Origin of the sequence: Pseudoroseomonas sp. WGS1072, from assembly GCF_049340465.1 — a bacterium.
Taxonomy (GTDB): domain Bacteria; phylum Pseudomonadota; class Alphaproteobacteria; order Acetobacterales; family Acetobacteraceae; genus Pseudoroseomonas.
In genome coordinates this window covers 3,172,722-3,195,779 of record NZ_JBMPSU010000001.1, presented here as the reverse complement: position 1 = coordinate 3,195,779, position 23,058 = coordinate 3,172,722, and the positions used below count along the sequence as shown (strand labels likewise).

General features: G+C 71.1%; 19 protein-coding genes. 11 read left to right on the top strand and 8 right to left on the bottom strand.

Features of this window, described 5'->3' with window-relative positions:
- The first annotated feature begins 67 nt into the window (after positions 1 to 67).
- Both ACF3NH_RS15005 and map read left to right on the top strand, forming a co-directional pair.
- On the top strand, positions 68 to 967 hold the full coding sequence (locus tag ACF3NH_RS15005) for a methyltransferase domain-containing protein (RefSeq protein ID WP_422923838.1): 900 nt from the start codon (positions 68 to 70) through the stop codon (positions 965 to 967).
- Positions 968 to 1,047: 80 nt separating this feature from the next.
- Positions 1,048 to 1,854, top strand: a complete 807-nt coding sequence (gene map / locus ACF3NH_RS15000) for a type I methionyl aminopeptidase (protein WP_198367959.1) — start codon at positions 1,048 to 1,050, stop codon at positions 1,852 to 1,854.
- 50 nt (positions 1,855 to 1,904) lie between these two features.
- Here map and ACF3NH_RS14995 read toward each other — a convergent pair whose 3' ends face one another.
- Together ACF3NH_RS14995 and ACF3NH_RS14990 are read right to left on the bottom strand one after the other, a co-directional pair.
- Positions 1,905 to 3,278 (bottom strand): ABC1 kinase family protein, encoded by a 1,374-nt coding sequence (locus tag ACF3NH_RS14995; protein WP_422923836.1) that lies wholly within the window; start codon positions 3,276 to 3,278, stop codon positions 1,905 to 1,907.
- Positions 3,271 to 5,106: a M3 family oligoendopeptidase gene (locus tag ACF3NH_RS14990; protein WP_422923834.1), complete on the bottom strand. Its 1,836-nt coding sequence runs from the start codon at positions 5,104 to 5,106 to the stop codon at positions 3,271 to 3,273. Before ACF3NH_RS14990 ends, ACF3NH_RS14995 begins: the two co-directional genes overlap by 8 nt.
- Positions 5,107 to 5,285: 179 nt before the next feature.
- Between ACF3NH_RS14990 and ACF3NH_RS14985 the strand changes: the two genes are divergently transcribed.
- Complete coding sequence (locus tag ACF3NH_RS14985) at positions 5,286 to 6,992, top strand: AMP-dependent synthetase/ligase (protein WP_422923832.1); 1,707 nt, start codon at positions 5,286 to 5,288, stop codon at positions 6,990 to 6,992.
- 19 nt (positions 6,993 to 7,011) lie between these two features.
- Here the strand turns inward: ACF3NH_RS14985 and ACF3NH_RS14980 are convergent, their stop codons facing one another.
- Both ACF3NH_RS14980 and ACF3NH_RS14975 read right to left on the bottom strand, forming a co-directional pair.
- Positions 7,012 to 7,164, bottom strand: coding sequence for a hypothetical protein (locus ACF3NH_RS14980; RefSeq protein WP_422923830.1), 153 nt, complete (start codon positions 7,162 to 7,164; stop codon positions 7,012 to 7,014).
- 272 nt (positions 7,165 to 7,436) lie between these two features.
- Positions 7,437 to 8,837 carry an MFS transporter gene (locus ACF3NH_RS14975; protein ID WP_422923828.1) on the bottom strand — a complete coding sequence of 467 codons (1,401 nt, stop codon included), beginning with the start codon at positions 8,835 to 8,837 and terminating at the stop codon, positions 7,437 to 7,439.
- A gap of 192 nt (positions 8,838 to 9,029) precedes the next feature.
- On the opposite strand from ACF3NH_RS14975, the gene ACF3NH_RS14970 reads away from it, so the two are divergent.
- Positions 9,030 to 10,007, top strand: a complete 978-nt coding sequence (locus ACF3NH_RS14970; protein ID WP_422923826.1) for a Bug family tripartite tricarboxylate transporter substrate binding protein — start codon at positions 9,030 to 9,032, stop codon at positions 10,005 to 10,007.
- A gap of 36 nt (positions 10,008 to 10,043) precedes the next feature.
- On the opposite strand, the gene ACF3NH_RS14965 is transcribed toward ACF3NH_RS14970, so the two are convergent.
- Together ACF3NH_RS14965 and ACF3NH_RS14960 are read right to left on the bottom strand one after the other, a co-directional pair.
- Positions 10,044 to 10,346, bottom strand: a complete 303-nt coding sequence (locus ACF3NH_RS14965; RefSeq protein ID WP_198367965.1) for a DUF2312 domain-containing protein — start codon at positions 10,344 to 10,346, stop codon at positions 10,044 to 10,046.
- A gap of 342 nt (positions 10,347 to 10,688) precedes the next feature.
- Positions 10,689 to 10,997 (bottom strand): DUF1244 domain-containing protein, encoded by a 309-nt coding sequence (locus tag ACF3NH_RS14960; protein WP_198367966.1) that lies wholly within the window; start codon positions 10,995 to 10,997, stop codon positions 10,689 to 10,691.
- 155 nt (positions 10,998 to 11,152) lie between these two features.
- Here ACF3NH_RS14960 and ACF3NH_RS14955 point away from each other — a divergent pair, with 155 nt between their 5' ends.
- Positions 11,153 to 12,166 carry an LLM class flavin-dependent oxidoreductase gene (locus ACF3NH_RS14955; protein WP_198367967.1) on the top strand — a complete coding sequence of 338 codons (1,014 nt, stop codon included), beginning with the start codon at positions 11,153 to 11,155 and terminating at the stop codon, positions 12,164 to 12,166.
- Between the two features lie 48 nt (positions 12,167 to 12,214).
- Here ACF3NH_RS14955 and ACF3NH_RS14950 read toward each other — a convergent pair whose 3' ends face one another.
- Positions 12,215 to 13,399: a pyridoxal-phosphate-dependent aminotransferase family protein gene (locus ACF3NH_RS14950; protein WP_422923823.1), complete on the bottom strand. Its 1,185-nt coding sequence runs from the start codon at positions 13,397 to 13,399 to the stop codon at positions 12,215 to 12,217.
- A 166-nt stretch (positions 13,400 to 13,565) separates the two neighbouring features.
- Here ACF3NH_RS14950 and ACF3NH_RS14945 point away from each other — a divergent pair, with 166 nt between their 5' ends.
- From ACF3NH_RS14945 to ACF3NH_RS14930, 4 genes are all read left to right on the top strand, one after another.
- Positions 13,566 to 16,484: an FAD-binding and (Fe-S)-binding domain-containing protein gene (locus ACF3NH_RS14945; protein ID WP_422923821.1), complete on the top strand. Its 2,919-nt coding sequence runs from the start codon at positions 13,566 to 13,568 to the stop codon at positions 16,482 to 16,484.
- The gene (locus ACF3NH_RS14940) at positions 16,481 to 17,056 is read left to right on the top strand and encodes a DUF924 family protein (protein ID WP_422923819.1); all 576 of its coding nucleotides are present in this window, start codon (positions 16,481 to 16,483) and stop codon (positions 17,054 to 17,056) included. The genes ACF3NH_RS14945 and ACF3NH_RS14940 overlap by 4 nt, the downstream gene beginning before the upstream one ends.
- Positions 17,057 to 17,451: 395 nt before the next feature.
- On the top strand, positions 17,452 to 18,654 hold the full coding sequence (locus tag ACF3NH_RS14935; RefSeq protein WP_422923817.1) for an OmpA family protein: 1,203 nt from the start codon (positions 17,452 to 17,454) through the stop codon (positions 18,652 to 18,654).
- A gap of 84 nt (positions 18,655 to 18,738) precedes the next feature.
- Entirely contained in the window at positions 18,739 to 20,406 is a 1,668-nt protein-coding gene (locus ACF3NH_RS14930) for a carboxylesterase/lipase family protein (protein ID WP_422923815.1), read from the top strand.
- A 27-nt stretch (positions 20,407 to 20,433) separates the two neighbouring features.
- Here the strand turns inward: ACF3NH_RS14930 and ACF3NH_RS14925 are convergent, their stop codons facing one another.
- Positions 20,434 to 20,658, bottom strand: a complete 225-nt coding sequence (locus tag ACF3NH_RS14925) for a hypothetical protein (RefSeq protein WP_422923813.1) — start codon at positions 20,656 to 20,658, stop codon at positions 20,434 to 20,436.
- A 172-nt stretch (positions 20,659 to 20,830) separates the two neighbouring features.
- Between ACF3NH_RS14925 and ACF3NH_RS14920 the strand changes: the two genes are divergently transcribed.
- Positions 20,831 to 21,586, top strand: coding sequence for a DUF1194 domain-containing protein (locus ACF3NH_RS14920; protein ID WP_422923811.1), 756 nt, complete (start codon positions 20,831 to 20,833; stop codon positions 21,584 to 21,586).
- A gap of 97 nt (positions 21,587 to 21,683) precedes the next feature.
- Positions 21,684 to 23,036: an MFS transporter gene (locus ACF3NH_RS14915; RefSeq protein ID WP_198367975.1), complete on the top strand. Its 1,353-nt coding sequence runs from the start codon at positions 21,684 to 21,686 to the stop codon at positions 23,034 to 23,036.
- The last annotated feature ends 22 nt before the right edge of the window (positions 23,037 to 23,058 follow it).

The following is a 23,058-nucleotide window of genomic DNA, read 5'->3' as shown; positions in this document are numbered from 1 at the left end:
TAGGCCTGCATCCCGATGGCGCACAAGCCGCCTTGCACGTCGCCGCTCCCGAGGGCATCTGCCCGGCATGGCGGATGCGATGCAGGTTTTCGATCGGGCTCTGGTGCGCCGCCGGCGGGACCGCGCGGCGGGCGGGATCGGCGCTGTCGCCCCCATCCTGGAGGCGGCGGCGGCCCTGTTGCTGGATCGGCTGGACGACACCACGCGCCGCTTTCACCGCGCGCTCGACCTCGGCGGCCGTGGCGTGGTGGCTCCCGCGCTGCGCGCGCGCGGCATCGGGCAGGTGGTGTCGATGGATCTCTCAGCCGCCATGGCGCGCCGGCCGGAACCGGAGGAGGGCATCCTGCCCCTGGCCGGGGATGAGGAGTGGCTGCCCTTCGCACCCGGCAGCTTCGACCTGGTCCTGGCCAACCTCTCCCTGCACTGGGTGAACGATCTGCCGGGCGCCCTGCTGCAGCTCCGCCGCGCCATGGCGCCGGATGGCCTGTTCCTGGCCAGCCTGCCGGCGCTCGGCACCCTGCAGCCGCTGCGCGAGGCCCTGGCCCGCGTCGAGAGCGAGCTGCGCGGCGGTCTCAGCCCGCGCGTCTCGCCCTTCCCGGAGCTGCGCGATGGTGCTGCGCTGCTGCAACGGGCCGGCTTCGCCATGCCGGTCGCCGACCGGGACCGGCTGGACCTGCGCTACCGCAGCCCGCTCGCGCTGCTGCGGGATCTCCGCGCCGCCGGAGAGGGCAATGCGGTCCTGGCGCGCGACCCGCGCGTTCCGCCCCGCGCGCTGTTCCCCATGGCGCTGGCGGCGCTGACCCCCGGCCCGGATGGCTTGGCCATGCCGCTGGAGATGCTGATCCTGACCGGCTGGGCCCCCGGCCCGGACCAGCCGCGCCCTGCCCCCCGCGGCAGCGCCGGCCTGCGCCTCGCCGATGCACTGGGGACGGTCGAGCACGGGACCGGCGAGCGGCCCGGGAACTAGGAGCGCATTCCTGCCGCCGGTGGCAGCCCTGCGCAGGCATGGCTTGCAACACTGCCCGTTGGCGCGCATTTTTCCCCGTCATGGAACAGTCTGGTGCAGAGGCGCGGCGGATCACCCTGCACGCGCCTGAGGATTTCGAAGGGATGCGGCGCGCGGGGCAGTTGGCCGCGGCCACGCTCGACATGATCGCCCCGCATGTCCGGCCGGGGGTGAGCACGGGCGAGTTGGATCGTCTCTGCGATGCCTTCATCCAGGAGAACGGCGCGGTCTCGGCCTGCCTCGGCTACCGGGGCTATCCGAAGTCGGTCTGCATCTCGCTCAACCACGTGGTCTGCCATGGCATCCCGGGCGACCGGGTCCTGGTGGACGGCGACATCCTGAACATCGACGTCACCGTCATCCTCGACGGCTGGTACGGCGACACGAGCCGCATGTATGTCGCCGGCACGCCCAGCACCAAGGCCCGGCTGCTGATGGACGTGACCTATGAGAGCCTGCTGCGCGGCATCAAGGTGGTGAAGCCCGGCGCCCGGCTTGGCGATATCGGCCACGCGATCCAGAGCTACGTGGAGAAGAACCGCTTCAGCGTGGTGCGGGATTTCTGCGGCCACGGCATCGGCCGCACCTTCCACGCCTCGCCCAACGTGCTGCATTTCGGCCGCCCCGGCGAGGGGCCGGTGCTGAAGCCCGGCATGTTCTTCACCATCGAGCCCATGGTGAACATCGGCCGCCCGGAGGTGAAGGTGCTCGATGACGGCTGGACCGCCGTGACGCGGGACCGCAGCCTCTCCGCCCAGTTCGAGCACATGGTGGGCGTCACCGAGACCGGCTGCGAGGTCTTCACCTTCTCCCCGGCGGGGCTCGACAAGCCGCCCTACGCCGTCTGAGCGGCGGGTGGAGCCCCAGGCGGCTCCGCCCTGCTCCCCTCAGCTCCCCCTCAGGGCGCGGTGGCCGGCACGCCGGCCTCGCGCAGCGCCTCGGCCTGGCGCGCCGCCAGTTCCTGCTCGTTGAAGTCGGCGATCAGCTCCTGGAACAGGCGGTGCCAATTGAGTTCGGCGCGCAGCCGCATGAAGGCGCTGCCCAGGCCGACCGCGCCACGATCCACCAGCACGAATTCGCGCGGCGGCTTGACCCCTCCGGTGCGCTTCAGCCCGGCATGCACCTCGGCCGCGACCTTGCGGCCGAAATCCGGGTCGTCCACCTCCTGGATCGGCCGCACGCGGTCGTCGAGCAGGGGTTCGTGCAGGAACCGCGCCCAGAGGCCGAGCACCTCCATCTTCTCCTTCGACAGGTTGGTGAAGCCCCAGATCCGGTAGGCCTCGGCCGCCTTGTCCCGGTCCTCGTCGCGCAGCGCCTCGTACAGCATGATGACGCCGCGCAGGAAGGCGGGGGGGAAGACCCGGATGGCGCCGAAGTCGAGGAGGTTGATGCCCGCCGGCCCCTCCTCCGAGGGCTGCCGCACCTGGTAGTTGCCGAGGTGCGGATCGCCATGGATCACGCCGTAGCGGTAGAAGGGCAGATACCACGCCTTGAACAGCGCCGTGGCATAGGCGTTCCGCTCCTCCTGCGAGGGCTCCTCCGCCAGCCGCTCGAGGATCGGCCGGCCGTCGAGCCAGCTCATGGTCAGCAGGCGGCGGGTGCAATACCCCTCGACCGGGCTGGGCGTGCGCACCTCCGGCACCGGCGCCAGCATCCGGTTGTAGAGCCGCATCTGCGCCGCCTCCCGGCCATAGTCCAGCTCCTCCCGCAGCCGGTCGCACAGCTCGACATAGACATCGTCGTGCTGGATGGCATCGTCCATCCGCGCGAAGATCCCCATGGCCAGCTTGAGCTGGCGGAGGTCCGCCTCCACCACGCTGGCCATGTCGGGGTATTGCAGCTTGCAGGCCACCAGCCGGCCATCGGGCAATGTCGCGCGATGCACCTGGCCGAGGCTCGCCGCCGCCGCCGCCTCCTGGCCGAAGCTGGCGAACTTCGACTGCCAGGCCGGCCCCAGCTCGGAGGACATCCGGCGGCGCACGAAGGCCCAGCCCATCGGCGGGGCATTGGCCTGCAGCGCGGCCAGCTCCTGCGCATATTCCGGCGGCAGGGCATTGGGCACGGTGGTCAGGAACTGCGCCACCTTCATCAACGGGCCCTTCAGCCCGCCGAGCAGCGCCTTGAGGTCGCCCGCATGGGCATTGCGGTCGGTGCGGATACCGAGGAACCGCTCCCCCGCCACCCGTGCCGCGATGCCGCCCACCGCGCCCGAGGTGCGTGCCATGCGGCGGATCTCGCCAAAGAGGCTGCTCGCCTCGCGGTCGTCAGCCATCGGCACGCTCCAGTTCGTCGATGAAGCCGGAAATGACGTTCAGCCCCTTGTGCCAGAAGGCCGGGTCCGAGGCATCGAGGCCGAAGGGCGCCAGCAGCTCGCGATGCCGCAGGGTGCCGCCCGCGCGCAGCAGTTCGAGATACTTGCCCTGGAAGTCCGGCACGCTGCCCTCCTGATAGACGCCGTAGAGCGCGTTCACCAGGCAATCCCCGAAGGCATAGGCATAGACATAGAACGGCGTGTGGACGAAATGCGGCACGTAGGACCAGAAGATCTCGTAGTCCGGCGTGAACTCGAAGGCCGGGCCGAGGCTTTCGGTCTGCACCTGCATCCAGAGCGCGCCGATCTCCTCGCGCGAGAGCTCGCCCCGGCGGCGGGCGTCGTGCAGCAGGGTCTCGAAACGGTAGAAGGCGATCTGCCGCACCACCGTGTTCAGCATGTCCTCGACCTTGCCGGCCAGCAGCGCGCGGCGGCGGCGCGGATCGGTCTCGGCGTCCAGCACGGCGCGGAAGGTCAGCATCTCGCCGAAGACGCTGGCGGTCTCGGCCAGGGTCAGCGGCGTGCCGGACATCAGATAGCCCTGCTTCGCCGCCAGCACCTGGTGCACACCGTGGCCCAGCTCATGCGCCAATGTCATCACGTCGCGCGACTTGCCGTGGTAGTTCAGCAGCAGATAGGGATGCGCCGAGGGCACCGTGGGGTGGGCGAAGGCACCGGAGGACTTGCCGGGGCGCAGCGCCGCGTCGATCCAGGGCCGGTCGAAGAACTCTCGCCCGACGCGGCCGAGCTCCGGGCTGAAGGCGGAATACGCCGCGAGCACGCGCTCCCGCGCCGCGTCCCAGGGGATCCGGCTGTCGTCCTCATCCGGCAGGGGCGCGTTGCGGTCCCAGTGCTGTAGCTTCGGCAGCCCCAGCCACCGCGCCTTCATGGCGTAGTAGCGGTGCGACAGCGCCGGGTAGCTGGCCGTCACGGCCGAGACCAGGGCGTCCACCACCTCGTCCTCGACCATGTTGGCGCGGTTGCGGCTGCTGCCGGGCCGCGGATACTTCCGCCAGCCGTCGATGATCTCCTTGTCCTTGGCGAGGGTGTTGGTGATCAGGGTGAACAGCCGCGCCTTGTCCCCGAAGGCGGCGGCGACGCCCTTCGCGGCGGCCTCGCGCACCGATCGGTCGCGGTCGGAGAGCTTGTTCAGGGCGCCGGAGACGTTCAGCGTCTCGCCCTTCACCGTCACCTGCATGGCGGTGATGGTCTCGTCGAACAGGCGGTTCCAGGCGGAGCGCCCGGTCACCTCCTTCTCGTGCAACAGGCGCTCGACCTCGTCCGAGAGCTGGTGCGGACGGAAGACGCGCAGGTCGCGCAGGAAGGGCCGCCAGTGGCGCAGGGCGGCCGAGCCGGCGAACTTCTCCTCCAGCCTCGCCTCCTCGAGCCGGTTCAGCTCCAGCGTGAAGAACAGCAGATGGGTGGAGATGCCGGTCACTCGCTCCTGCATGTCCTGGTAGAAGCGGCCGTTGGCGGGGTCCTGGGAGTCTCCCGAGAACAGCAGCTGGGCGAAGGACATCACCCGTCCCAGCACCTCGTCGATTCGCTGGTACGTCGCGATGGCCTCGGCCAGCCTGTCGCCGGAGAGGCCCTGGAGTTGCCCGGCATGCCCTTCGGCGAAGGCCCGGGCCTCGATCTCGGCGCGGGCGAGATCGGCCTCCAGCGCCGGGTCCGCGGTGCCGTCATAGAGGTCGGAGAGATCCCAGACCGGCAGCCCCGCCGCATCCTTTCCCCCCTGGGAGCGGGCGGCGGTGTCTCGGGTCGGATGGCGGAGAGAGTGAAGCTGCACGGGAGGCCCTGCGGTTGTGAGATTTGCTCCCGTGGATATAAGCCCATGGATGGGGAGGCCAAGCGCCCCCCGTCCGATTGCCGCCCGCCGCCAACCGACGCGCGCGCCATGAAGCCGGCCGCAGATCGGCTGCGCCCCGATTCCGACAGGCCCATCTCTGACAGGACGCTGGACGACCCATGCCCGAGCAGGACAAGAGCCACAGCATCCCCGCGCTGCTGCTGAACCAGGCCCGCCGCTGGCCCGACAGGCCGATGCTGCGCTACTGGCGCGACGGCGGCTGGCGGCGGATGCGCTGGGCCGAGTTCGCCCTGCAGGTCGCAGCCGTGGCGGCCGGGCTGCGGAGCCACGGCGTCGCTCCCGGTGACCGGGTGCTGCTGCTGGCGGAGAACCGTCCGGAGTTCCTGATCGCCGATACGGCGCTCATGGCGATCGGTGCCGTCACCGTGCCTGCCTACACGACCGGCACGGTCGCGGATCACGGGCATATCCTGCGGGACGCCGGGGCGCGCTGCGCCATCGTCTCCACCGCCAGGCTCGCCGCCAGCCTGCGGGAGGCCGCCGGCGCTGGCGGCCTGGATCTGATGGTGACCATGGAGCCTGTCGAGGAGGCTGTGGACTGGTCCGATCTGGCGGCGGCAGGCGGCGACCTGGCCATGCTCGCCGCCGAGGTGGATCACATCCCCGATGGCCGCCTGGCCTGCCTGATGTACACCTCCGGCACCGGCGGCCCGCCCAAGGGCGTCATGCTTCCGCATCGCGCCATGCTGGCCAACCGCCGCGGCATCGAGAGCTTCATCCGGCGGCTGAACCTGCCCGAGGATGGCTGCTACCTCTCCTTCCTGCCGCTGTCGCACGCCTATGAGCACACGGTGGGCTACCTGCTCTGCTCCTTCGGGATCGAGCTGGTGTTCAGCCGCGGCGCCGAACGGCTGGCCGCCGAGCTGACCGAGATCCGCCCGCATATCGTGACCGCGGTGCCACGGCTGTTCGAGGTGCTGCGGGCCCGCATCCTGGCCGCCGCCGAGAAGCAGCCGCCGCGGCAGCGGATGCTGTTCGAGGCGGCGCTCCGCCTCGGGCTGCGGCGCCTGGACGGGCCGGCGCTCGGCCTCTGGGAGCGGCTGCAGGACGCGGTGCTGGACCGGCTGGTGCGCCGCCGCATCCGGGGCCGCTTCGGCGGACGCATGATGGCCCTCGTCTCCGGTGGCGCGCGCCTCGACCCGGACCTGTCCGGCTTCTTCCTCGCCCTCGGCCTGCCGGTGCTGCAGGGCTACGGGCAGACGGAGGCCGGGCCGGTGGTCAGCGTCAACCTGCCCTGGGACAACGACCGGCACAGCGTCGGCCGCCCCCTGCCCGGCGTGACCCTGCGCATCGCCGAGGATGGCGAAGTGCTGGTCCAGGGGCCGCTGGTGATGGATGGCTACTGGGGCAATGCCCAGGCCACCGCCCAGGCGCTTCGCCCCGATACCCCGGAGGGGCCGCCCTGGCTGCACACCGGCGACACCGGCCGTCTGGAAGGAGGCCGGCTCTACATCACCGATCGCAAACGGGATTTCATCAAGACGGCGGGGGGCGAGATGATCAGCCCGGCCCGCATCGAGAGCCTGCTGATGGCCGAGCCGGAGATCCAGCATGCCGTGGTCGCCGGCGAGGGACGCCCGGGCATCGTCGCCCTGATCGTCCCGGCCGAGAAGGTGCCGGAGAAGGCGGTGGAGCAGGCGGTGGGGCGGGTGAACCGCAGGCTGGGCGGGCCCGAGCGGATCCGCCGCTTCGCGACCGTGGAGCCCTTCCGGGTCGAGGACGGGCTGCTGACCCCCACCATGAAGATCAAGCGCCGCGCCGTCCTGCAGGCGCGGGAGGAGCTGATCGCCAACCTCTATCGCTGAGGCTGGCGCGCCGCTGGCCTCAGCCGATGGTCTCGAGCACCAGGCGGCGGATCTCGGCCTGGCTCATCGAGGGGCGCGGCTTCGCCTGCCGCAGCAGGGCGGCGGGCAGGCCGGTCTGGAGGATGGAAGGGGTATGGGACGTGTCGTTGTTGTTCTTGTGAATCATGGTCACGCTAGTCATCTTTCCTGGCGCCCGCCGCAGCGGGCCGCCATGTCATCAACAGGTTAAGGATCGTCCTTCGGCCCAGGGGCCGGGATCCGTGAAAAGCCGCGGGTCCCGCGCAGGTTTCAGCGCGGACGCACGGCACCGACATCATCTTCGGGAGAAGGGCCGATCCGCCGCGACAGGCGCGGACAAGGCAAATGCCAGGGGCAGATGCCCGGGAGCGGCCTGAAACGGAGACGGATCAGACAGTATCTACTTGGCACTCCTGATCCGGGATATCAAGCCTGCCGGTCGGTTTCGCCGGCCGGAGCGGCAGCGGGCCGGCCCGGCGGGGCCTCGCCGTCTTCTGCCACCGTGCCGGCCTCCTCCGCCTGGGCGATCTCCTCGCGCTCCACGGCGGCCTCCTGCGCCACCGCCACGAGTTCGGTGCTGACCGGCTGCACCGGCATGACCAGGAAGTCCTCCTTCGCCTCGGGCGCGCTGCGCTGGCGCATGCGGTAGAGGCCCCAACCCGCGATCAATGCCTGCGCCGAGAGGATCAGCCAGCCCAGGCCGGACGGGCCGAGGCGCCCCATGGCGAGGCCGCCGGCGAAGGGCCCGAGGGCCGAACCGGCGCCCCAGAGGATCAGCAGCCCGCCCGAGGCGGCAGCGAATTCGGAAGGCGAGACATGGTCGTTCACATGCGCCAGCACGAGGCTGTAGGCCGGGATGACCATGGCCCCGAAGGCGGCGACCAGGCTGTAGGACAGCCAGCGCGGCGGATGGTCCGGCACCAGCAGGATCATGGCGAGCAGCGCCATCGCCGCGGCGCCGGCCAGGCTGACGACAAGCAGGCGGCGGTCGATCCGGTCCGAGAGCCAGCCGGCGGGCCAGGTCGCGGCGAAGCCGCCGAGCGACCCGCAGGCCATGAAGATGGCGACCGAGCCGGCATCCAGCCCGATGCGCTGCGCGAAGAGCGGGCCCAGGGAGTAGTAGGCACCCGTGCTGACGCCGATCAGGAAGGCCGCGACCACGCCGAAGGGCGACTGCTCGTAAAGCCGCCGCAGGTTCAGCTCGGCGGCGCCCTCGGCCTGCGCCGGCGCCTGGGCGCGGGAGAGCACGACCGGCACCAGGGCGAAGGAGATGATCATGGAGATCAGGCAGAACAGCACGAAGCCCCGTGGCGGGGCGGCGGTCAGCAGCATCTGGCCGCAGACGCCGGCGATCATGCCGGTCATGCCGTAGATGCTGAGGATGCGGCCGCGCACCGCCGAGGCCGAGGCCCCGTTCAGCCAGCTTTCCACCACGATGAACAGGCCGGCGAAGCAGAAGCCGGTCAGCGCCCGCCCGACCGGCCAGAGCCAGGGATGGATCAGCATCAGATGCAGCAGCGGCACCGAGGAGGCGATCGCCGCCAGTGCCGCGAAGGCCCGGGTGTGCCCCACCACCCGCACCAACTGCCCGCCGCGCAGCGAGCCGAGCATCAGCCCGATGTAGAACCCGCTGCCGACGAGGCCGATCTGCGTCGCGGTGAAGCCCTCCAGCCCGCCGCGCACCGTCAGCAACGAGGATTGCAGCGTATTGCCCATCTGCAGCATGGCATAGCCGAACAGCAGGGCGATGACCGGCGCCAGCGTGGCGGAGAGCGAGGCCACCGGCGCGGTGGCCATGGCGGGGGAGGAAGAGGAGGTAGAGGCCACTCGGCACTCCGCGGGCAGAGGGTGGATACCGCGGGCGGGGTCGCCCGGCGGGTCGCGGCCCGGCCGGCATAACCAGGGACGACCGGCACTTCAAGCCGCGGCCCTGACCACCTCTCGCAGGGTTGCGGATTGGGCCATCGCCGATAAAACCCTGGAAAATTTCCCTGGAAAATAAAAGGAAGGAAACGTCGCATGATCCGCTGGACCACCGGCCGCCGCGCCACGCTCGCGCTGCCGCTCCTCGCCCTCGCCCGCCCCGCCCTGGCCCAGGCGGCCTGGCCCGCGCGCGCGGTCTCGATGGTGACGGGCTATGCCCCGGGCGGCCTGACCGATGTCACGACCCGCGCCATCGCCCAACGGATGGAGCAGGAGCTGGGCCAGCCCATCGTGGTGGAGAACCGGGTGGGGGGCGCCACCTCCGTCGCCGCCACCTATGTCGCCCGCGCCGCGCCGGATGGCTACACGCTGCTGATGGGCGCCTCCTCCCTGGCGATCAACCCGGCGCTGCAGCCTGAGTTGACGCCGCGCGATCCGCAGCGGGAGCTGGAGGCGCTGGGCCTCGCCTACCGCAGTGCCTTTGTGCTGCATGTGCATCCCGACCTGCCGGTGCGCAGCACCGCCGAGTTCATCGACTACGCCAAGGCCAATCCCGGCAAGATCAACTTCGGCAGCAGCGGCACGGGCGCGGTGAATCATCTGGCGCTGGAACTGCTCCGCAAGCGGGCGGGAATCGATGTGCTTCATGTGCCCTATCGCGGCGGCGTTCCGGCCCTGACGGACCTGCGGACCGGCCGGATCCAGGCGATGTTCCAGGCGGCGCTGGAGGCGATGCCGGTGATCCGCGAGGGCGTGACGCGGGCCATCGCGGTGAGCAGCGCGCAGCGGATGGCACTGTTGCCGGACGTCCCGGCTGTGGCGGAGACCCTGCCCGGCTTCGACGCGGTCTTCTGGCAGGGCCTGTTCGCGCCGCCCGGCCTGCCTCCCACCGTGGTCGCGCCCCTCTCCGCCGCGCTGACGGCCGCCACCGAGGACAAGGGGCTGCGTGCGCGGATGGCCGAGCAGGGCGTCGCCATCGAGACCGGCGACGCGGCGGTCATGCGCCGCATCCTGGCCGAGGACAGCACGCAATGGGGCACGCTGATCCGCGAAGCCGGCATCCGGCCGGAATAGCCGAGAGGCCCGCCGTCACGGCGGCGGGCCCGGCCCTCACATGCCGAGGGCGCGGCGGTACAGATCGAGCAGCGTCTCCTGCTCCTCGATCTCCGCCGGCTCCTGCTTGCGCAGGCGGATCAGCTGCCGGACGACCTTGACGTCGAAGCCAGCGGACTTGGCCTCGGCGAAGATGTCCTTGATGTCGTCGGCCAGCGCCTTGCGCTCTTCCTCCAGCCGCTCCACCCGCTCGATGATCGAGCGCAGGCGATCGACGGCGATGCCGCCGACCTCGGATTCGGGATCGGCGGCCTGACGGTCACGGCTGGCCTTGGCGTCCTGCTCGTCGAAATCGCTCATCAAGGGTCTCCGGGCTGCCGAACACGACCGGCTCCAGGAAGCGGGCCGGGGCGGCGGCATATAACCGGCGGCGCCAGCGGGGGCAAATCCGGGCGCATTCAGATGGCGCCCCTCAACCCTCAGTCATCGCCGACGCGATTTCCGCCAGGAACGGTGGCCCAGCCGCCCTGCGCCAATAAAGAACGCGATGCAGGCAAGTTCCTGTTGTCCGCCCCTTCTGGCGGTCCTGGTACATCCCCGGGCGTCTGGTCACTCCATCTTCACGCCTCGGCCTGTTCCGCCGCTGTCCGGCTCCACGTGACTTCCGGGAGACTTCCATCGGGCATTCCGGCGCCGGGGATGTCAGTGCCCCGGGCTGGTGGCGGCGAACCTGGCCTTCTGCTCGGGCGTCGCCTCCTTCTGGTGGAGGGCCTGCCACTCCTTGTAGGGCATGCCGTAGACGATCTCGCGCGCCGCGGGGTCCGGCAGGTCCAGCCCCCGGGCCTCCGCCGCCTCCCGATACCAGCGGCTCAGGCAGTTGCGGCAGAATCCGGCCAGATTCATCAGGTCGATGTTCTGCACATCGCTCCGCTCGCGCAGATGTTCCAGCAGGCGGCGGAAGGCCGCGGCCTCCAGCTCCGTGCGGGTGGCGGGGTCGTTGACATCGGTCATGGGCGGGCCCTCCTTCCACCCCAAGGTGGGGTCGCCACCGCCCCTCTGCCAAGCCGGCCGCATCATCGCCCCTGCCTTTGCCTCCCCCGCCTCCCATATGCCCCGTGACCGCCCTTCCCCAGGGCCCGCCTCACACGCAGCCGGGAGACCGCCGCATGATCCGCTATTCCGTCCTGGACCTCGCCCCGATCAATCAGGGCGAGGAGGCCGCCGACGCCTTCCGCCATTCCGCCGACCTCGCGCGCCATGCGGAGGACTGGGGCTACCACCGCTTCTGGCTGGCCGAGCACCACAATATGCCGGGCATCGCCAGCGCCGCCACGGCGGTGGTCATCGGCCACGTCGCCGCCGCCACCCGCCGCATCCGCCTGGGCTCGGGGGGCATCATGCTTCCCAACCACGCGCCGCTCATGGTGGCCGAGCAGTTCGGCACCCTGAACGCCCTCTTTCCCGGCCGCATCGACCTCGGCCTCGGCCGCGCCCCGGGCACGGACATGCGCACCGCCCGCGCGCTGCGCCGCAATCTCTCCGGCGACGCCGACAGCTTCCCGCAGGACGTGGTCGAGTTGCAGAACTGGTTCGCGCCCGTGCAGCCCGGCCAGCCGGTGCAGGCCGTGCCCGGCGGCGGGATGGAGATCCCGATCTGGATCCTCGGCTCCAGCCTCTACGGCGCGCAGCTCGCCGCGATGCTGGGCCTGCCCTTCGCCTTCGCCTCGCATTTCGCGCCGCAGATGCTGGACCAGGCACTGGCGGTCTATCGCGAGGGCTTCCGCCCCTCCGAGACGCTGAAGCGGCCCTACGCCATGGCGGCGATGAATCTCTTCGCCGCCGCGACCGATGCCGAGGGGGAACGCCTCTTCACCTCGCTGCAGCGCCAGTTCCTCAACCTGCGGCGGGGCACGCCGGGCAAGCTGCCGCCGCCGGCGGAGGATATCGCCGCCCTGCAGCAGGAGGCGCGGCTGGCCGGGGTCGGCCACAGCCTCTCCTGCTCGGCGGTCGGCGCGCCCGCCACGGTACGCGCCGCCATCGAGGGCTTCCTCGAGCGGACCGGCGTGGACGAGCTGATGCTCACCGGGCAGATCTTCGACCATGCCGCGCGGCTGCGCAGCTTCGAGATCGGCGCCGAGGTGTGTCGTGCCCTGGCGCGGGAGCCGGCGGCCTGCGGCTGAGGCGGGCGAAAGGGGGAGCCGGCCAGGCCCCCCGCCGCCGCGGACGTGTCAGGCGTTGCCGGAGAGATAGTCCATGGCCGCCTTCACGCCCGCATCCTCGTGCGGCACCCCGGCGATGCGCAGCCCCATCTCGACGCCCGACAGCGTACCCATCAGGGTCAGGTCGTTGAAATCGCCCAGATGACCGATGCGGAAGACCCGGTCGTTCAGCCGGCCGAGCCCGTTGCCGAGCGACATGTTGAACCGCTCCAGGATGGCGGCGCGCAGCGCATTGGCCGAATGCCCCTCCGGCAGGCGCACCGCGGTCAGCGCCGAGGAATAGTGGCGCGGCTCGGCGCACTGCACCTCCAGCCCCCAGGCGCGCACGGCCCGGCGCGTGGCCTCGGCATGGCGGTCGTGCCGGGCGAAGACATTCTCCAGCCCCTCGGCCAGCAGCATGTCGAGCGCGGTATCGAGCGCGTAGAGCATGTTGGTCGCGGGGGTATAGGGAAAGTAGCCGGTGGCATTGGAGGCCAGCATCGGCTTCCAGTCCCAGAAGCTGCGCGGCAGCCGCGCCGTCTCGCTGGCCTTCAGCGCCTTCTCCGAGATGGCGTTGAAGGACAGGCCCGGCGGCAGCATCAACCCCTTCTGACTGCCGGCCACGGTGACATCGACGCCCCATTCGTCATGGCGGTAGTCGATCGAGCCCAGCGAGGAGATGGTGTCCACCAGCAGCAGCGCCGGATGCCCGGCCTCATCCATGGCGCGCCGCACCTCGTCGATGCGCGAGGTGCAGCCGGTGGAGGTCTCGTTGTGCACCACGCAGACGGCCTTGATGGCGTGGCCCCTGTCGGCGCGCAGCCGCTCGCCGATGGCCTCGACATCGGCCGCGCGGCGCCAGTCGGTCTGGATCAGCTCCGGGCGCAGGCCCAGGCGCTCGGCCATCTCGCGCCAGAGGAAGGCGAACTGCCCGGTCTCGCACATCAGCACCGTGTCGCCCGGCGAGAGCGTGTTGACCAGCGCCGCCTCCCAGGCGCCGGTGCCGGAGGCCGGGTAGATGATCACCGGCTGCCGCGTCGCGAAGACCGCCTTGACCTTCTCCAGGATCTGCGCGCCGAGCTTGCCGAAATCCGGGCCCCGATGGTCCATGGTCGGGTTGTCGAGCGCGCGCAGCACGCGGTCCGGCACGTTGGTCGGGCCCGGGATCTGCAGGAAATGGCGGCCGGCGGTGGGCCTGGACTGGAAATAGGCCATGATGGTTTCCTCCTCGGGGTCCGATGCGCCGAGGGTTAGGCGTAATCCATGCGTTTCGCCAATGAGTTCGCGTTGTCGGATTGATGAGCATTATAGATCGGACAGGCCTGCCGGCGCGCGCTAGACAGGGGCAGGACGAGACGACCGGAAGCGCCAGGAAGCCAAGATGAACGCCATTCACCAGTCCCGGGTGCGGCCGGGTGATACTGCCCTGGCGGCTCGGCTGCGCCGGGAGACCGCGGGCGAGGTGAAGTTCGCCCCGGCCGATCGTGGCCGCTACGCCACCGATGCCAGCATCTACCAGGTGGAGCCCATCGGCGTGCTGGTGCCGCGGAGCATCGAGGATGTGGCGGCGGCGCTGGCGATCTGCCGCGAGGCCGGCGTGCCGGTGCTGCCGCGCGGCGGCGGCACCAGCCAGTGCGGCCAGACCGTCAACCGCGCCCTGGTGATCGACTGCACGAAGTTCCTTCGCGAGGTGATCTCGGTCGATGCCGCGGCGGGCATCGCGCGCGTGCAGCCCGGCATCGCGCTCGGCGCGCTGAACGACGCGCTGAAGGCGCACAGGCTGTTCTTCCCGGTCGATCCCTCCACCTGGGCGCGCTGCACCATCGGCGGCATGGCGGGCAACAATTCCTGCGGCAGCAAGTCGATCCGCTACGGGCTGATGGCCGACAACGTGCTGGCCATCGACGCGCTGCTGGCCAGCGGAGAGCGCTTCACCTTCCGCGAGCTGGGCGACAATCTGGGCGATGACGTCCCCGCCGATGTCGCGGCGCTGATCCAGTCCCTGCGGGCGCTCGGCGCGCGCGAGGCGGAGGAGATCGCGGCGCGCTTCCCGCGGCAGCTCCGCCGTGTCGGAGGCTACAATATCGAGGCGCTGACGCCGGCGGCGCGGGCGGCGGGGCGTGGCAATCTCGCGCGGCTGCTGGTCGGCAGCGAGGGAACGCTGGCCTTCTCCGCCACGCTCGACCTCAAGCTCTGGCCGATCAAGCCGCGCAAGGTGCTGGGCATCTGCCAGTTCCCCACCTTCCGCGCCGCCATGGCGGCCAGCCAGCATCTGGTGACGCTCGACCCCGAGGCGGTGGAGCTGGTCGATCGCACCATGATCGATCTCGGCCGCTCCATCGCCCTCTATCGCGACACCATCGAGCGCATCCTGATCGGCGAGCCCGACAGCCTGCTGATCGTCGAATTCCATGGCGACGACGACGCGGCGCTGACGCGCGATCTCGACCGCCTGGAGGAGATGATGGGCGATCTCGGCTATCCCGGCCAGGTCGTCCGCGTCACCGACAGCGCCTTCCAGGCCAGTGTCGCCGAGGTGCGCGAGGCCGGGCTGAACATCATGATGTCGATGAAGGGCGACGGCAAGCCGGTCTCCTTCATCGAGGACACCGCCGTCGATCTCGCCGATCTCGCCGACTACACCGAGCGGCTGAACGAGGTCTTCGCGCGGCACGGCACCAAGGGGACGTGGTATGCCCACGCCTCGGTCGGCTGCCTGCATGTGCGGCCGGTGCTCAACATGAAGGACGGCGCGGAGGTGGCGAAGATGCGCGCCATCGCCGAGGAATGCTTCGCCCTCGTCCGCGCGTACAAGGGCAGCCATTCGGGCGAGCATGGCGACGGCATCGTGCGCTCGGAGTTTCACGAGCCGATGTTCGGCGCCCGCATCGTCCGCGCCTTCGAGGCGGTGAAGGACAGCTTCGATCCCGACGGGCTGCTCAATCCCGGGCGGGTCGTGCGCGCGCCCCGCATGGATGACCGCAGCCTGTTCCGCTACCCACCCGGCTACCGCGCCGAGGAGGGCATCAGGCCGGCGCTCGACTGGTCCGCCTGGCCGGGTCCGCAGGGCGGGTTCCTCGGCGCCGTCGAGATGTGCAACAACAACGGCACATGCCGGAAGTTCGACGCCAACGTCATGTGCCCTTCCTTCCGCGTCACGCGGGAGGAGCAGCACCTGACGCGCGGCCGCGCCAACACGCTGCGCCTGGCGCTGACCGGCCAGCTCGGCGCGGACGCGCTGGCCGGCGACGAGGTCGCGGAAGCCATGTCGCTCTGCGTCTCCTGCAAGGGCTGCAAGCGCGAATGCCCGACCGGCGTGGACATGGCGAAGATGAAGATCGAGGTGCTGCACGCGCGGGCCCGGCGCCACGGCATCCGGCTGAAGGACCGCCTGATCGCCGAATTGCCGCGCTGGGCGCCCTGGGCCGCGCGCCTGCCCTTCCTCGCCAATGCGCGGGACAGCATTCCCGGCCTTCCCGGCCTGACCGAGCGCTGGCTCGGCCTCGCCGCCGGGCGCAGCCTGCCGAGGTTCCGTCGCGACCGCTTCCGGGATGCCGAGGCGGTGCGGGAGGGGCCGGGCCGCGAGGTGCTGCTCTTCGCCGACACCTTCAACCGCCATTACGAGCCCGAGGTGCTGCGCGACGCGGTGAAGGTCCTGGCCCATGCGGGCTACCGGCTGCGTCCCGCCGCCGCGCCGGACGGGCGACCGCTCTGCTGCGGCCGCACCTATCTGGCCGCCGGCATGGTGGAGCGCGCCCGCGCCGAGGCGCGGCGGACGCTGGAGGCGCTGTCGGCCAGCGACGCGCCGGTGGTCGGGCTGGAGCCTTCCTGCCTGACCACGTTGCGCGACGAGTTCCTCTCGCTGCTGCCCGGTGCCGCGGCCGAGAAGCTCGCCGCCCGCGCCTTCCTGGCCAGCGAATTCCTGGAGCGCGAGGGCGCCGCGCCACCGCTGCGCGAGATCGGCGCCGCGCGGGCGCATATCCATGGCCATTGCCATCAGAAGGCCTTCGGCGCCTTTCCCGCGGCGGTGAAGGCGCTGCGCCGCATCCCGGGACTGGAAGTGACGCCGATCGCCTCCTCCTGCTGCGGCATGGCGGGCAGCTTCGGCTACGAGGCAAAGAACCTCGAGACCAGCAAGGCGATGGCCGGTCTCTCCCTGCTGCCCGCGGTACGCGCGGCGGCGCCGGGAGATGTGATCGTTGCCGACGGCACCTCCTGTCGCCACCAGATCGGCGACCTCGCCGGTCGCGAGGCCGTGCATTCCATCCGGCTGCTGGCGCGGGCTATCCCCCCCGCATGACCCAGCCGAACGACATCCTCGACTTCTGGTTCAGCGAGGGCCTCGACACCCCCCGCGCCGCCTGGTTCCAGCGCGACGATGCCTTCGACGCCGACATTCGCCAGCGCTTCGGCGATCTCCTCGCCCCGGCGCGCGAGGGCGCGCTGGACGGATGGACGGCGCGGCCCGAGGGCACGCTGGCGCTCCTGGTCCTGCTCGACCAGTTCCCACGCAACCTGCATCGCGGCCGGCCGGAGGCCTTCGCCAGCGATGCCAGGGCGCGCGAGGTCGCGCGCCAGGCGGTGCTGGCCGAGGCACAGGATCTGCGGCTGCCGCCCGCGGCGCGGAGTTTCCTCTATCTGCCCTTCGAGCATTCCGAGGCGATGGTGGACCAGGATCTCTCCGTCACCCTGTTCGAGGGGCTGCGCGACGAGCCGGCCTCGCGCGCGGCGGGCGGCAGCATCGACTATGCCTGGCGGCACTGGCGGGTGATCCATGCCTTCGGTCGCTTTCCGCACCGCAACGCGGCACTGGGCCGGGCCAGCACGGCGGCGGAAGAGGTTTATCTCACCCGCCCCGATGCCGGATTCTGAAGGCGCGCGGAAATCCGGGACCGGCCGGTTTCGGCGGGTCTCTTCACAAGTGAGTGCGTGGATGGACGCCCTGGGGGCCCGCTCCCTCCGTTAAAGGCGCAATCCGGCCCCTGACCAAGCCGATCGGCCCCGCGCGTGTGTTGCCGCCTGCCTCATCTATCGAAAGCTTTACCGCCGAGCCTCTGCCATCCGAAGGATATTCCATTTATCAAGGATTTGCGGGCGGTTTCCGGCGGCCACCCGCGACGGAGAGGTTCCGCCGCCCCGACCACCTCAAGTCTGTGTTCTTTCTGCCACAGTTCGCCGCGATTGCAGGAGGGAACCGCAACCTGGACCTGCAACCCCGGTTTTCTCGTCGCCCGCTCCAAAGCGTTGCGTTTCAAGGGACCACAACAATGACGCTTCGTCGCATCCTGCTTGCTGCCACCATTCTTTCCGTGCCGGGTGCCGCCATGGCGCAGGACGCCTGGTATTCGCCGACCTCCTGGCTGCCCACCGCCGCTGCTGAGCCGATTCAGGGCGTCTATCTCGGTGCCGGCGCCGGCTGGAACCATTCCGATCGCCGTGGCCTGACGGCACAGGGCGGAGCGGCCAACTACTTCGACTCCACCTTCAGCAACCGTCAGGGCAAGCTGGGCTTCGAGGAAGGCGCCATCGGCGTGCTCTCCCTCGGCTACGGCTTCGGCAACGGCTTCCGCACGGAGATCGAGGGCAGCTACCGCTACAACAGCGTCGACCGCATGGGCGGCTTCCAGAACCGCATCGGCGGCCAGCCCGGCGTGGCGATGAACAGCATCGACGGCGAGCAGCACCAGTACGCCGTGATGGCCAACCTGTTCTACGACTTCCAGCTGCCGCGCTGGTTCCCGAACATGCCGGTGGCCGTGGTGCCCTATATCGGCGGCGGCGTCGGCTATATGTGGACCGACATCAACAGCAGCGGCACGCAGATCGGCGCCGCGGGCAACCGCGTCGTGGTCGATGACAGCGCCGGCTCCTTCGCCTACCAGGGCATCGCCGGCCTGTCCTTCCCGATCACCGCCGTTCCGGGTCTGTCGATCACCGCCGAGTACCGCTACACCGGCGCCCTGCAGACCAAGTTCGACGGCAACGTGACCAGCCCGACCGGCGTGCGCTCGAACGGCAAGTTCGAGATGGATCAGGCGCACAACCACTCCGCCCTGATCGGCGTGCGCTACGCCTTCAACCAGCCGGTCCCGCCGGCCCCGGTTCCGGTCGCTCCGGCTCCCGCCGCCGCCCCGGCCCCGGCCCGTACCTATCTCGTCTTCTTCGACTGGGATCGGTACAACCTGACGGAGCGCGCCCGCCAGATCATCGCCGAGGCGGCGCAGAACGCCGGCCGCGTGCAGACCACCCGCATCGAGGTGGCCGGCCACGCCGACCGTTCGGGCTCGCCGCAGTACAACCAGCGCCTGTCGCAGCGTCGCGCTGACGCCGTGGCGGCCGAGCTGGTCCGCCTGGGCGTGAACCGCTCCTCCATCATGGTCGAGGCCTTCGGCGAGAGCCGCCCGCTGGTGCCGACCGCCGATGGCGTGCGCGAGCCGCAGAACCGCCGCGTCGAGATCGTGCTGCGCTAAGCAGCACGCTTCGATCGGAGCTGGAGGGAAGCGCCACGCGGCGCTTCCCTTTTTTCATGCGCCCTCTCCGGATAAAGGCGAGGCATGCCTTCGCGTCCTTCCGCCGGACCCCGTGCCCTCATCCGGGGCCGCCTGGCCGGCCTGGCCGGCCTGCTGCTGCTCGCCGCCTGCGGTCCGGACCCGGCGGCCGTGCCTCATCTCACCCAGGCCGTCGACGCCCGGCCCCATGTGGTCCCGACCCGGCAGGGACCCGTGCGCGGCGTCGCCACCCCGGAGGGGCAGGCCTTCCTCGGCATTCCCTTCGCCGCCCCGCCCATCGGAGAGCGGCGCTGGCGCGCACCCGGTCCGGCCGAGCCCTGGACGGCGGAGCGCGACGCGACGCAGCTCGGCCCCGGTTGCCTGGAGAACTACAGCCCGGCCTATCAGCGGGGCGGCTCCTCGCGATGGCTGATCCGGGGCGACGAGGACTGTCTGAACCTCAATGTCTACGCCCCCGCCTCCGCTCGGCCCGGCGACCGCCTGCCGGTCATGGTCTGGCTCTATGGCGGCGGGCTGGTGCTGGGCAGCAACAGGCAATACGATCCAAGCCACCTGGCCCAGGCGCAGCGGGTTATCGTCGTGGCGCCCAATTACCGGCTCGGCACGCTGGGCTTCCTGGCGCATCCCGGGCTGCGTGGGGAGAACGGCACGGCCAATGCCGGGCTGCTGGACCAGCAGGCGGCGCTCCGCTGGGTTCGCGACAACATCGCCGGCTTCGGCGGCGATCCGGGAAATGTCACGCTCTTCGGCGAATCCGCCGGAAGCTGGAGCGCCTGCTTCCAGATGGCCTCGCCCGGTGCCGCCGGGCTTTTCCACCGCATCATCCTGCAGAGCGGCGTCTGCACCCTGCCGATCTCGACCGTTCCCCTGGCCCGCGCCGAAGCCGCCGGCGCGGCCCTGGCGCGGGAGCTGGGGTGCGGCGAGGGCGAGGCGGGCGTGGCCTGCCTGCGCCGCAAGCCGGCGGCGGAGTTGGCGGCGGCGGCGGCGCGCACGCCTGGCATGCTGGGGGTCAGCAGTTGGGGGCCGGCGCACGGCGATGCCGTGTTGCCCCTCGCACCCGGCGAGGCCTTCGCCCGGCCGGACTTCCATGGCCCCCCCGTCATCAACGGCACCACGCGGGATGAGGGCCGGCTCTTCGCCGCCTTGTATCGAATGACCGGCGCGCTTTTCACCGAGGCCAGCTACGAGGCCGCCGTGACCCGCCTGCTCGGCGACCGCGCCGTGGCGGCGCTGCGGGCCTACCCTTCGTCACCCTCGGGCGGGCCGGCGCTCGCCTTCGCCCAATTGGTGACGGACGGCATATTCGCCTGCCCGGCCCTGCGCCTGAACCGCCTGCTGGCGGCCCGCCTGCCACTGCGTGCCTATCAGTTCGCCGATCCCAGCCCGGTCTCCAGCCTCCCGGCCCTGCCCTTCCTGCCGCCGCTCGGGGCGTATCACGCCTCGGAGATCCCCTTCATCTTCCGGACCCGCTGGATCCTGGCCGATCCGTCGGAGTTCTCGCCCGCGCAGCACGCCCTGGCGGAGAGGATGCAGGCGGCCTGGGGGCGGTTCGCCCGGAGCGGCGACCCCAATGGCGGTGACCTGCCGGCCTGGCCCCTCTATCGGGAGGATGAGGACACCACCCTGGCGCTTCGGCCGGCCGGCATCGGGCTGATCGGGCCGGATCTCTGGCAGACGCACCGCTGCGGCGTCTGGGAGGCCCTGGGCCTCTAGGTCCGGGCTCCCGGTGCGCGCGGGAGGTCAGACCCGGATCGGAGGCTCCAGCGGGGGATCGCCCACCGGGGGGATGTCCGGCGCGTCGGGCGTCGGTTCGTCGGGGCCCGGCGGGTCCTGGATGGGCGGCTCCGGCAGGTCCGGGCCGGGGGGCTCCGGCGGCATGGGCGGCACCGGGCTGGGCGGATCGCTCGGCGGAATGGGGATCTGCGCCCGCAGGGCGTCAGGGGCGGCGTCGGCCGGCGCGGTCATGGCATGCCCTCTCCTTCTTCGTCTCGAAGGGAGAAGAGGGGCAGGGCCCGTGAAGTTGCCAAGGCGTCCCCACTCCCTGCGATGCGGCAGTTTTTGTTGCAATGCACAATCCGCTTCGTCATAGAGTTGAAAAGGGAGGAACCCGTCCGCGGCTCCGCAAGCGGAGGTTCCCATGCGACGACGAAGTCTCCTGTGTCACGTCTCGGCCGGGCTGCTGGCCGCCCCGGCCCTTCTCCCCAGCGGCCGTGCCCGCGCGGCGGAGCCGGTGGATGTTGAGCTGGTCCTGGCCGTCGATGTCAGCCGGTCGATGGACAGCGAGGAGCAGGAGATTCAGTTCCAGGGCTATGCCCGGGCCTTCCGCGACGCCCGCCTGATCGACGGCATCGCCCATGGCGCGATCGGCGCCATCGCCGTCTGCTTCTTCACCTGGTCCGACTGGAACGTGCAGGAGCTGCTGGTGCCCTGGCGGCGGATCGACGGCCCGGCCAGCGCGGAGGACTTCGCCCGCGCCATCGAGGCCGCACCCCGGCGGACCCACCTCTACACCTCGATCTCCGCCGCCATCGACTACGCCTCCGGTCTCTTCGGTCAGGGCTATGAGGGCACCCGGCAGGTGGTCGACATCTCCGGCGACGGCGTCAACAACTCGGGCCGCCCGCTCGATCTGGCGCGTGCCGAGGCCCTGCGGAAGGGCATCGTGCTCAACGGCCTGGCGGTGCTGGACCACACCCCGCCCTCGCCGCAGTTCGCCGCGCTGCAGCCGCCGCTGGACGAGTACTACCGCGACCAGGTGATCGGCGGGCCCGGCGCCTTCCTGATGGTGGCCGAGGGCTTCCAGGCCTTCGAGGGCGCCGTCCGGCGCAAGATCATCCGCGAGATCGCCGCCCGCCCGGCGCCGGCCCCCCTGGTGGAGCGCGCCACCGCCTGACGCGGCGGCGGATGGCTGCCCTGCCCTCACCCCCCCTGGCGCGCCGCCGTGCCCCGGCGCAGTTTTCCGCCTGGACGACAAGGGACTCAGGGGCGGAATGGAGCGGGACACGGACGGGCTGCCGCAGCCGGAGCGGTTCTGGGCGGTGCTGGCGCTGGCGGCCTCGATCGCCCTCTCGGTGATGGACAGTTCCATCGCCAACGTGGCCCTTCCCGCGATCGCCGCCGACCTCGGGGTGGCGCCCGCCGATGCCATCCTCGTGGTGAACGCCTACCAGATCGCCGTGGTCATGTCCCTGCTGCCGCTGGCCTCCCTGGGCGAGCTGCTCGGCTACCAGCGGGTCTATCGCGCCGGCTTGGTGCTGTTCATCGGCGCCTCCTGCGCCTGCGCCCTGTCGGAGTCGCTGACCGGGCTGACCATCGCCCGCGCGGCCCAGGGGCTCGGCGCCGCTGGGTTGATGAGCGTCAACACCGCGCTGGTGCGCTTCATCTATCCGCAGCGCCTTCTCGGCCAGGGCATGGGGGTCAACGGGCTGGTGGTCGCGCTGTCCTCGGCGCTCGGGCCGACGGTCGCGGCCGGCATCCTGAGCGTGGCGCACTGGCCCTGGATCTTCGCGGTGAACATCCCCATCGGGCTGGTCGCCCTGGCGCTGGCCTGGCGCTTCCTGCCGCAGACGCCGCGGGCCAGCCGGCGCTTCGATGCCGCCAGCGCCCTGCTCAGCGCCGCCACCTTCGGCCTCTTCATGACCGGGGTGGAACAGGGGACGCGCGGCGGCGGCTGGCTGTCCGCGCTGCCGCTGCTGGGCGGCGGCATCCTGGCCGGCTTCCTGCTGGTCCGGCGGCAGGCGGGGCGGCCGGCGCCGCTGCTGCCCGTGGACCTGCTGCGAATCCCCATCTTCGCCCTGTCCGTCCTGACCTCGATCAGTTCCTTCGCGGCGCAGATGCTGGCCTTCGTCGCCCTGCCCTTCTTCCTGCAGCACGGGCTGGGGCGGAACCAGGTCGAGACGGGGCTGCTGATGACGCCCTGGCCGGTCATGCTGGTCATCATCTCCCCCCTCGCCGGACGCCTGTCGGACCGCATCTCCGCCGGCCTTCTCGGCGGCATCGGGCTGGCCGTGATGGCCTGCGGCCTGTTCCTGCTGGCCGGGCTGCCGCCCGCGCCGACCGCGCTCGACATCGGCTGGCGGATGGCCCTCTGCGGCCTCGGCTTCGGCCTGTTCCAGAGCCCGAACAACCGCGCCCTGCTCTCCTCCGCCCCGCGCGAGCGCAGCGGCGGCGCCAGCGGCATGCTCTCGACCTCGCGCCTGATCGGGCAGACCACCGGCGCCGCGCTGGCGGCGCTGGTGCTGCGCCTCTCGGGCACCGACGGCACCGGCACGGCGCTCACCGTGGCCGGCGGCATCGCCGCGGCCGCGGCCCTGATCAGCTTCAGCCGCCTGCGCGCCGGCTGAACCCCTCCCGCCTCTGCAACGG